General features: G+C 68.2%; 8 protein-coding genes and 1 pseudogene. 3 read left to right on the top strand and 6 right to left on the bottom strand.

Features of this window, described 5'->3' with window-relative positions:
• Positions 1 to 27: 27 nt before the first annotated feature.
• On the bottom strand, positions 28 to 1689 hold the full coding sequence (locus tag VFG33_RS30125) for a helix-turn-helix transcriptional regulator (RefSeq protein ID WP_325056373.1): 1662 nt from the start codon (positions 1687 to 1689) through the stop codon (positions 28 to 30).
• Positions 1690 to 2123: 434 nt separating this feature from the next.
• On the opposite strand from VFG33_RS30125, the gene VFG33_RS30130 reads away from it, so the two are divergent.
• The 3 genes from VFG33_RS30130 (at position 2124) to VFG33_RS30140 (ending at position 4529) form a co-directional block, all read left to right on the top strand.
• A complete protein-coding gene (locus VFG33_RS30130) occupies positions 2124 to 2477 on the top strand; it encodes a cupin domain-containing protein (protein WP_325056374.1) in 354 nt (117 codons plus the stop codon).
• A 90-nt stretch (positions 2478 to 2567) separates the two neighbouring features.
• A complete protein-coding gene (locus VFG33_RS30135) occupies positions 2568 to 3035 on the top strand; it encodes a hypothetical protein (RefSeq protein ID WP_325056375.1) in 468 nt (155 codons plus the stop codon).
• A 159-nt stretch (positions 3036 to 3194) separates the two neighbouring features.
• Entirely contained in the window at positions 3195 to 4529 is a 1335-nt protein-coding gene (locus VFG33_RS30140) for a sigma 54-interacting transcriptional regulator (RefSeq protein WP_325056376.1), read from the top strand.
• Here the strand turns inward: VFG33_RS30140 and VFG33_RS30145 are convergent.
• The 5 genes and pseudogenes from VFG33_RS30145 to VFG33_RS30165 all read right to left on the bottom strand — a co-directional run.
• A complete protein-coding gene (locus VFG33_RS30145; protein ID WP_325056377.1) occupies positions 4468 to 5256 on the bottom strand; it encodes an amidohydrolase family protein in 789 nt (262 codons plus the stop codon). The genes VFG33_RS30140 and VFG33_RS30145 overlap by 62 nt on opposite strands.
• 3 nt (positions 5257 to 5259) lie before the next feature.
• Positions 5260 to 6543, bottom strand: a complete 1284-nt coding sequence (locus VFG33_RS30150; RefSeq protein WP_325056378.1) for a penicillin-insensitive murein endopeptidase — start codon at positions 6541 to 6543, stop codon at positions 5260 to 5262.
• Between the two features lie 14 nt (positions 6544 to 6557).
• Entirely contained in the window at positions 6558 to 8399 is a 1842-nt protein-coding gene (locus tag VFG33_RS30155; RefSeq protein WP_325056379.1) for a hypothetical protein, read from the bottom strand.
• Positions 8399 to 9715, bottom strand: a complete 1317-nt coding sequence (locus tag VFG33_RS30160) for a hypothetical protein (RefSeq protein WP_325056380.1) — start codon at positions 9713 to 9715, stop codon at positions 8399 to 8401. Before VFG33_RS30160 ends, VFG33_RS30155 begins: the two co-directional genes overlap by 1 nt.
• Positions 9712 to 10181: pseudogene (locus VFG33_RS30165) on the bottom strand (hypothetical protein); the annotation flags it as partial. The gene VFG33_RS30160 and the pseudogene VFG33_RS30165, both read right to left, overlap by 4 nt.

Below are 10181 nucleotides of genomic sequence, written 5' to 3' on the forward strand. Positions count from 1 at the left end.
GCGACCTGGAAGGATCGGGGAAATCCCCTATTCGGTGCCCCTGACCCGGGAGAGAGCCGCGGCCGCTTCGGTTCGGGTCTTCACCCCCAGCTTGCGCAGGACCGCGCCGACGTGGTGTTCGACGGTCTTGGCGCTCAGGAAGAGCCGGGCGCCGATCTCACGATTGGTGAGACCCTGCGCGAGCAACTGCAACACCTCCTGCTCCCGCTCCGTCAACAGACCGACGTCCTTCGGGCCGGCGCGTCCCCGCATGCCCAGATCGCGAAGCAGGGCCGCGGCGCGATCGGACTCGTTGCGTGCCCCGAGCCGCTCGAACGCCTTGAGCGCGGACCGGGCCTCGACTACCGCCAGAACCCCTTCCCGGCTCCGCAGCGCGGTAGCGAGCTCGAGCCGTGTACGCGCCTCCTCGTACGGCATGTGCAATCGGCCGAACGACTCCGCGCCACGTTCCAGAAGTGCGACTGCCTCCGGGGCTGCAGCGGCCAGCGCCACCCGGCCGGCAGCCGCCGTGGCGATGGCAGAGACGCGAGCATTGCCCGCAGCAAGGTTCTCCAACTCCGTGGCTGTTGCTCGTGCGCCCTCGTGGTCGCCATCTGCCAGCCGGGCCTCCACGAGCAGGGCAAGCAGCGGCACCGCGAGGAGTCCGGATCGGTTGATGAGCGACAGCTGCCGCTCGAGCAGCGCGACAGCCGCGGCCGCCTCACCGCGGGCGAGGCGAATCGCGGCGTCGGCACGGACTGCGGTAGGCGATCCGCCGTATCCCACGAGCGCATCCTCGGCCTCCTCGATTCGCCCCTGCGCGATGCGCAGTTGGGAGAGCCGCACGGCGGGATCGACGCAGCGGGATCGCCGGCCGGTGTTGGCCAACTCGGCAAGAGCATGCACCAGCTCATCCTCGGACTCACCGCGCCGATTGCCCGACGTCAGCAGATCCGCACCACACGTCGGGCAGAAGGTGAGCAGCGGGAGTTCGTTGTGGCGGTGGACGTAGCCCTCCACGACCTTGCCCCACTGGCGAACCCGGTCATCATCGCCGGCGAGATCGCAGGCCAGCACCAGGCTGCAGCATGTCCGCGCCACCGCCTCGAAGGTGGCCGCATCCTCTCCGGTCGCCGCGGCCATGGCCTGGTCGAGGTACCCCAGCCCTTCGTCAACCTGACCCAGCGTGATCTGGGCCAGCCCCATCCGGGATAGCGCGGCAAGCTCAAGATCTGGATCATTCAGGCGACGGGCGAGCACAAGCGCGGCCTCGGCGTAGCCGGCGGCGATCACGGGATCAAGACAACGTTCCGCCTTGGCCAGGTCGAGATATCCCCGCTCGGGCACGTCGACCTGATCAATCAGAAGGTGCTCGGCTCGGGCGAGCCATCCCTCGGCGGCGGGCTCGTTCCCGTGCACAGCCGAGTACTCGTGGACCAGCCACAACGCAATGCGCACCGCGCGCGCCAGGTCCCCCGCACGGCGAAACAGCGAGTGCGCGCGCACTCGCGCGTCGATGGCCTCAGCCGGGCGATCCAACCACCACAGCGCGCGAGCCAGCCCATCCCATCCCTCGGGTGACGTCTCATGCGCCAGTGCGGACTCGAAACTTCCGCAGGCGCGATCCCACGCCCCCTCGGACAGCGCCAGCTCACCCGCCGCGACCAAATCCTGCGCGGCCGTTGACGATGCCGAATCCACCCCACCCATGCTGGCATGGTGTCACCGCAGCGCCCCCGTCGTCACGGTTTCGGGTTCAACGCCAGCGCGGAGACACGGCCCAGCACGGACAGTAACCTGTCTAGCGGGCACCGACGGTCCGGATCGTCGCTAATCACCGTCCTGTTCAAGGCCCTCCTTGACAACACATACGCTCCAGCGTTCTATTCAAGTGAGTCAGTGATTTGACCTGGCGGGGACGTTTGACGGTCACGGGGCACACCAATGAGCTCGCGGGCGCTGCCCAGCGAGACCTGTACCTCCAGGCGATTGAGTCCGCGGGACTTCGCCATCGAGGGGCGTCGAGACAACATTTGCCAGTTGATCCTCGACCAGTCTCGTAACGCCGGCGTCAGAGATGGCATGGAGAGCATCTCACCAGCACGACGGCTGACTGAGCATCACCAGATCGGGAGAGAGACATCATGTCCGACAAGCTGAACATCGACACCCCGCACGAGCGGCGCCCCTTCAAGGACCACGGGCGAATGGACGTGGTGACTCTCGGCGACTTCACCCTCGGCCGCGGGGTCTTCGAGCCGGGCTGGCGCTGGTCCAACGATGTCAAGCCGATCGCCGGCACCGAGTCCTGCCAGACCCACCACACCGGCCTGTGTCTTTCCGGACAGATGACCATCCGGTTCGACGACGGCCATGAGCTCACCATCGGCCCCGGCGACGTCGTGAACCTCGATCCAGGACACGACGCCTGGACTGTCGGCGACGAGCCCTGCGTGGTGCTGGACACCGGCGTCGCAGGGTACGCCAAGCCCGCGTAGCCCACGAGCGTCAGCGGTCGACGGTGCGGCCGGCTGCCCAAGGTCTAGAGTGAGTTCTCTCGTGTTCCTGGGGGCGGGTCAGGAGTAGACATGCCCACGATGCATCTGCACACCACCACGACCTCGACGCCCGAGCAGTTCATCGACGGGCTCACCGACTTCGGTCCGGGTCGCTCGCAACTCTTCGGCAACAGCACCGACGATTACCTCGTCGTCCACGCCCGCGGCCCTCACGATGCCGACGTTACCGAAGGCTCCGCCGGCATCTGGGAACGTCTGCACTACGACTGGTCCGACCCGAGCCACGTCGTTCTCACCACCACCGACTCCAACATCTGGGGCGGACGATCCGGCCACACCTACGACCTCAACCGGCAGCCCGATGGGACGACCGCGGTGAACGTCACGGTCGTCCGCGAGGGTAAGAACCTCAGGGGACGGCTGCTCGGACTCGTCGTCGGAACCATCGGCAAACGCGTCCTGACCAAGGCCTTCGCGAACACAGTCAAGGCGATCGAGGCCAGAAACGCCGAACCCCACAACCCCGACGTCAGCTAGCGGGAGGACTGCGAAGCGACGGGGGTAACAGGCTGTGGCCAGGTCCGCTGGATGCGCGTACGGTTGGAAAGTCGCTGGGGATGGAGCGATCGGTGGGGATGCAGCGCTATGTCTCGTGGGCGGAATGGACCCGTATGGATGCGCTGTATCGGTGCTGCCTTGGAGTCACACCAGGCACGTCACATCGTTGACGCGCTGGCCGGGGAAGCCGTTCTGCTGCCGGAATCGCAGGCGCCACCAACGGGTCCGATCGGCGTCGTCGTGGTCGACGCCATCACCGACGCGGAGGTGGCCTTCGTCCGTGCTGCTGCCGCGGAGGGCGAGCAACGCCTGCTGGTGGTCGTTCCTGCCGGAGACGCTCTCGACGTCACGGGTGCGTGGCGCTTGCTGTCCGCGGGAGCGGGGGATGTGATCGCCTGGGACCGGTCAGAAGATCCGGCGTCCGACGCTGTTGAGCGGTTGCGTCGTTGGCAGCAGGTCGACGAGCTGATGAACTCCGCGGCGGTGAGTGAAACGCTGGTCGGCCACTCGCCGGTCTGGCGGCGGGTGGTCCGCCAGATCGTCGAGGTCGCGCATTTCACCAGGTTGTCGTTGTTGATCACCGGCGAGAGCGGGACCGGCAAGGAGTTGGTGGCACGGCTGGTGCACGCGCTGGATCCGCGGCCGGACAAGGGCGACCTCGTCGTGCTGGACTGCACCACGGTGGTCCCGTCGCTGTCGGGCAGTGAGTTCTTCGGTCATGAGCGCGGTGCGTTCACTGGCGCTGTTGCTCAGCGCGTCGGCGCCTTCGGCGAAGCCGACGGCGGCACGCTGTTCCTCGACGAGGTGGGTGAGCTCTCCCTGCAGCTACAGGCTGAACTGCTGCGGGTGATCCAGGAGGGCACTTACAAGCGGGTCGGGGGGAACACCTGGCACCGGACCAGGTTCCGGCTGATTTGTGCGACGAACCGTGACCTGGTCGAGGAGGAACTGCGGGGGGCGTTCCGGCGCGACTTCTATCACCGGATCGCCGCCTGGCGGTGCCACCTACCGAGCCTCGGTGAAAGAACCCCCGACATCCTGCCGCTGGCAGAGCACTTCGCTGCTCAACAGGACGCCGAGGGCGGGTTCGACCCCGCGGTGAGTGCTCTGCTGACCGAACGTCCGTACCCGGGAAATGTGCGCGACTTGCGGACCTTGGTCGAGAGGATCGCTCAGCGCCACGTTGGTCGTGGCCCGATCACGGTCGGGGACGTGCCCGACGACGAGCGCCCGGCTGATCAGCCCGGCGAGGCATGGCGGACCGGGCGCGCGTTCGAGGCCGCCGTACTGCAGGCTCTGGCCGGCGGGGCGTCGCTGAGGGAGATCGGTGATGTGGCCCGGGACACGGCTGTTCGGCTGGCGATCGCGCAGGAGGACGGGAATCTCCGGCGGGCGTCGCGGGTGCTCGCCGTCAGCGACCGGGCCTTGCAGTTGCGGCGGGCCGCTCGGCTCCAGCCGCAGATCGGGGGCTGATGGCGGGGCCGAGCAGGGTGAGGAGCGTACCGCCTAGGATCGCCTGCTCGTCCTGTGGTGGGAGTCCGAGGGCCTTGATCTTGGCCAGCTCCAGCCCGGGATGCAACCAGGGCCCGTCGGATCCGAAGATGAGCTTGTCCGGTCCGGCTCGCTGTACCGCCTCCACGAGCAGATCGAATCGTCGTACTCCGGACGTGTCGGCGTAGACGTTCGGCAGCCGGGTCAGCAGGTCGATCACCACACGCTGCGCTGCCCAGTCGTCGGCGAAGCTGCCCAGATGCGGCACGATGAACGCGACGCGTGGGAACTCGGCCGCGAACAGTTCCAGGGTTGCCACCTGTCCCATCGGGTCGTACAGCACCGGCAATCCGTACCGGTCCGCTACCTGCGCGATCTCGGGTGTCAGCGCCGCGTCGTGCCGGTGCACCTTCAGGCCGCGAAAGCCGAGCTGGTTCACGGATTCGTGCACCAGCTCGGCAACTCGGCCCGCATCTCTGGCCGCATGAACGAACGCAAACCCGATGAAACGGTCCGGCCGGCCGGCGACCACCCGCGCCACTGCCCGGTTGGCGATCAGGTAGTCGCCGTGGAACACCGAGAACAGCACGGTCCGCGTGATCCCAGTGGCGTCCGCCCGGCGGAGGTAGCCGTCCAGCCGGCCGACGTCCCAGGGACCGGTCAGTGCGTCACCCCGTCCCACGTGGCAGTGAGCATCGACGATGGTCATCGCCTACGGCCGCGGCGGCTGCACCCGCACGGCGCCCGCGGGCAACTTCGAGAACCGATTCTCCACAAAGAACGCGTTGTTCCGCTGGTTCAGCCCGGCCCGGTGGCCGACCCACTGCCAGCGCTGGCCCTTCGCGTAGTCCTGGGTGAACTTGAGCCACTGCCCGTCGTTCGGGAGCCGACCGTGCCGGTCGCGGAAGTACACCGCCGTACTCGCGAACTGGGTGGCGTTGCCGATCGGGTTCGGTACGGCCCCGGTCAGTGCACTCGTGGCCAGGTTGCGAGCCGGCTGGGGGAGCGCTGCCCAGACAGTGCTCTGCAGCTTGAGGAACTGCCGCAGTTGGCCGACCGGGATCCCCGGCGGCGCCGGCGGCGGGTACGTCTGACCCGTTTTGACGAACTCGGGCTTGTGCATGTGCCGGCGGGCCGCGCCCCAGTTACGCAGTGACGGCTGCAGCGGCGTCGAGTAGGCCCGCAGGAACCCGTGGAAGGTGGGGTACTGCCGGTGCCGGATCAGTCCGTAGAGGTTGATCATCGCCCAGATCACCGCTCGGTTGTCCGCGTTGTCGCGCCCGCCGGCCTCGCCGACGATGAACCGCGCGGTCCACACCAGGTCGTCGCTGGTGAACTGGTAGGTGTACCGCGTGCCATCGGGCCGTGTGGCGTGAATGGTGCCCAACCTGATGCTCTGCGGGCCTGCCGGCGGGGGTCCGCCCGTGACAGCTCTTGGTGCACTCGGCGCAGCTCCAGGCGCACTCGGCACGTACGACGTGCCGCCAGTGGCCGGAGTGGTCGTGAACGACACGTGCATGTGGTCGTGGTGGCCACTCAGCGGCGAAACTCCCTTGATCTGCGGGTCGTTGAAGAACACCTTGGAGACCTGCACCACCGGGTTGTTCCGGATCAGGTCGACCAGCTCCTGGGTGAGCTGGCGGGAATAGGCCGGCATCGTGTAGGTGATCGGCTCCTCCTTGCCGTCGTTGCGCACAGGCCGGATGTCGACGTCCGTGCCACGCTGGTGCGACTTGTGTGGCGCCATCGGGCCGCCGCCGCGCAGGCTGATGTCGGTGACGCCGATCCTCGGCCCGCTGGGGTGCCGCCGGAGCCACTCCGCGGCGATCGACGTCATCGCCCGCAGGGTTTCGCGGCGCCCGTACTGGCGGCCGGTGCTCTTGCAGTAGAAGCCCGGCCCGGATTGGGGCAAGGCATTGTCGAGTGGATCCGACGTACCGGTGCCGGATACCTCGCCCCACACCTCGGCCTCGTCCAGGAATGCTTCGCTGGTCATGGTGCGGCTCCCTGTCAGAACGTTTCCGAGTAACCGGGCAGACGGGAGGGCGTCGTACGGCGTCGGTCCTCGTACGCCCCGCTGCCGGCCAACTGCTCAAGTAGCCGCTGCCGTAGGAGCACGGACGGCATCGTGGTGTCCACGGGGTCGACGGTGAGGTCTGCGCCGGTGACAGCCCGGTAGGCGTGGATGTAGCCCTGCAGCTCCGGACGCCAGTAGCGAACCCAGTTGGCCGCCTGCTGCGGTAGCAGGACGTCGTTCCAGTTGCCGTAGCGGATGCCGATGAGCAGTTGCTCGCCGAAGACGGCCAGGTCGCGGAAGTGCATCACTGACGCATCAGGCCAGCCGTAGAGGCGCTTGACCGTCTCGACCGGGTCCATCCAGCCCTCTGGGTAGGCGACCATCGTCCGGCTCGGCAGGAACTCCCGCATCTCGGGGCGGGCCAGCATGTACTGATACATGAGGTCCTCCTGCCGTGCCTGCCAGGGCAGTTCGAGGTACTGGTTGCCCTGCCCCTCGGTGAGCTGCAGGTGCACCTCCTTGAGTGCGTTGAGTACCGGGAAGGCGTCCGCGAGCACTGTGGTGTCGTCGTCCTCCTTGAGGAAGGCGGAGACCACGTGCAGGAGTCGGTGGAAGCTGCCGAGGAAGTGCACCCGGCTGTCCGCCGGACGCATCTGCGGCTGGCCGGGCTGCAGCAGGCTGATGCCGTAGTGGTGGAACAGTTCGTAGGCCACTCGGGTGTCCGTGAGCCGGTGCTGCTCGTCGTTGACCATGCCCCACATCAGGTTGCTCAGCGGCCGTAGTGGGTCGATCTCCAGGTGGGCAAGGGGATCCGGGCCGCGACCGGTCCGTACGTTCTGGAACCGCAGCAGCAGTGCGGAGATCGCGTGGACCAGGTGGGCCTCACGATGCCAGAAGTTCCAGATCAGCTCGATCAGGCACGGGTTGGTCAGTTTGCTCTGCAGGATGCCGTACGTGTTCACGCCGACATCGCGGTCGCCAACCAGATCGATGTCGCCCAGCCTGAGCCGGATCACCGCCAGGTAGGGCAGATACGCCTGGTCCTCCTCACCCGGCAGCCGAGGACCTTCGGTGATGTAGTCCTCCCACTGACTGCGGATCTCGGCCCGGAACGGGTCGTCGTCAAGGTCCGGGCGGTTCAGCCGGACCCGTTCCTGGTCGAGGTCGAGTCCCTTGAACGGGCGGCCGAGCCGGTCCGCGTCCACCCGGACGCCGCAATTGGCCATCATGAACACTTCGGTAGCCGTCTTCAGGACCCGGTACTGGTCCATGTCCGGGAACGGCAGCGCCCGGGTCTTCTGCAGTTTTGCGAGCCGTCGCGCGTCTCGTTTGCGCAGCGTGCCGGTCAGGAACTCGAGGTACCGGTTGAACGACAGCGCGCGGGTGCTGTTGCGGATCGCGACCCAGAACGCCTGGTCGTCGGTCTCCACCACATCGCCGCGGCGCATCGTCACCGCGACCGCGTCGCCAGAGGCGAACGGCCGGGCGCGCACGGTGACCTCAGTCAGGCCGCGCGCGATTCCGTCGGTCGGTGCGGGGCTGGAACCACTACTTCCGCGCCGGCGCGGATTCACCACCAGTGTCAGCGTGACCCGGACGTCGAACGTCCCCGGGGTCTGGTCGTCCGGCACGCGCCAGACGGCCGTCGCCTCGGTGACGTCGTCACTGGCATAGGTGGTGACGACGTGCGGACCGCGGCCAGGGAGGTTCCAGGACGCCTCGGTGATGTGGAAGTCGTCGCTGGTGTCGGGGACGGCGATCAGCCGCACCCGGCCGCCCTGCTCGATCTCGGCCGGCTTGGCTTCCACCAGAGCGGTGTATTCGTTGGTTGGCATCAGGATGTCTCCTCTGAACTGGTGACAAGGTGAGTTGGTTGCGGGAGGTAGCTGCCGGCGGCGGCGAACGTCGAGTCCAACGCCCATCGGGTCAGCAGGTCGTTGACGACACCGCTCTCGTCCTCGGGCATGAGCCGGCCGTCGGCGCGTGCCTGACCGAGGATCGCGAACGCCAGCGTCGGACGGGTCCGGTAGAGCCGGGTCGGGTCGGCCAGCAGCTCGTCGTAGTGCCGGGCCAGCCGGTCCGGAGTACGCTCCCGGCTCGGCTGCAGGTCACCGATCGACCGGCGGCGCAGAGCCGCCGGGCGGTGTCCGACCGCGAGCCGGGCGACCAGTGAGCAGGTACGGCGCAATGTCGTGAAAAGCCGTTGCCGTACGGCGTCCAGTCCGGTCGGGGGATACAGCTCGTCCCACAACCGGGCTACGGCCGCCCACTGCGGGTGCGGGTACAGCACGTCGCCCATCGCGCAGCTGAGATGCACCCGGATCCACGGGAAGGGGTGCGGATCGTCTTCCGCGACCCGCATCACGAAGATGCGGGGAAGGCTGACGACACCCATCAGTCCGAGCGTCGCCCCGATCCCCAGCTTGCCGACGGCATGGAGGTCGGCCGCGATCTCGGACATCCACCGGTGCCACAACCGCCACGCCGGCCGTTCGTCGTCCGGCCGCGTCCGGGCGTACCGCCGTACCTCCTGCTGCAAGGACGGGACCAGGTCCAGCAGGGCGGCGACCTGGTGTCCGCATTCGTGCAGGAGTGATGACGCGATTCCGTTCGAACCGATCATGCGTTCGCGCGGAATCAGCACCAGCGCGGTTGGGCTGAGGTCGCCGCCTGCCAATCGGGTCCGTGCGCGACGGATCGCCGCACCCTGGCCCCGGTCGAGGTAGGTGATCACAGGCGGAACGGTGATGCCGGGCAGTTCCAGCGCGTCCCGTGCAACCACGTCCAGGCCGGACAGCCAGATGCCGATCCTGGCCTCGCTGCGTTGCGTGATGGCCTGCTGGAACGTGTCGAACTGGGTCAGCACGTCGTTGAAGCGCCACCGCAGGCCTACGAAGCGCCGCTGCTGTTCGGCGGGCGTCGCGGTCGCGCCGACACCGAGAAGCCAGTCGAAGTAGTCGTCGAGCCGTTGCCGCAGCTCCTCGCGGCCCTGCAACAGGAAACGCTCGACCGCGATCAGCGCGTCGGGCGCGAGCGCGGCGGCCGGCAGCATCGACTCGTGCAGCACGAAGGGCTGCACGAGCGCCAGCCGGGTACGCAGCGCACGACACTCCTGCTCAAGGAACCAAGCGGCATCGGCCATCGTGGTCACGCCCCGTAGAGCACGATCTGACTGCCACGACGCGACCAGCGACCACCTGAGCCCTGCCCTTGCCCCTGCCCGTGCCGGGACCCGCGCCCGTACTCGCCTTGCGGGCCCGAGTCCGGTCCGGGATCAGGCGCGCTGTCCGGTGGTTCCGCGTCCGGTTTGGCTGCGGGCGCACCTGCCATCGCGTCACCCGGGGGTTCCTGCTGCGGGGGAGGCGAGGTCGGGTACGGCGGTGGGAAGGGTGGCACCGGGTACGGCCAGGGTGCGTAGGCGTACGGCCCGTGCGGCGCCGGGTAGGGGCGCGGGCTCGGCCTGCGGCGTCCCTGTGAGCCGCGCCACTGAGCCGGCCGCGCGTGCGAGGGGAAGCTGCGGGCGACGCCGCCGGCGTGTCGTCGTGCTGCCGCGAAAGTCGACGCACGGGCAAGTCTCTGCGGCTGTCCGCGCCGCGGGGATAGCGCCGCGTTGCGGG

Origin of the sequence: Kribbella sp. (genome assembly GCF_035687465.1) — a bacterium.
GTDB lineage: Bacteria > Actinomycetota > Actinomycetes > Propionibacteriales > Kribbellaceae > Kribbella.

Bases quoted from the DNA above. Each gene is read 5' to 3' on its own strand.
- VFG33_RS30125 (WP_325056373.1), bottom strand. From the start codon at position 1,689: ATGGGTGGGGTGGATTCGGCATCGTCAACGGCCGCGCAGGATTTGGTC.
- VFG33_RS30130 (WP_325056374.1), top strand. From the start codon at position 2,124: ATGTCCGACAAGCTGAACATCGACACCCCGCACGAGCGGCGCCCCTTC.
- VFG33_RS30135 (WP_325056375.1), top strand. From the start codon at position 2,568: ATGCCCACGATGCATCTGCACACCACCACGACCTCGACGCCCGAGCAG.
- VFG33_RS30145 (WP_325056377.1), bottom strand. From the start codon at position 5,256: ATGACCATCGTCGATGCTCACTGCCACGTGGGACGGGGTGACGCACTG.
- VFG33_RS30150 (WP_325056378.1), bottom strand. From the start codon at position 6,543: ATGACCAGCGAAGCATTCCTGGACGAGGCCGAGGTGTGGGGCGAGGTA.
- VFG33_RS30155 (WP_325056379.1), bottom strand. From the start codon at position 8,399: ATGCCAACCAACGAATACACCGCTCTGGTGGAAGCCAAGCCGGCCGAG.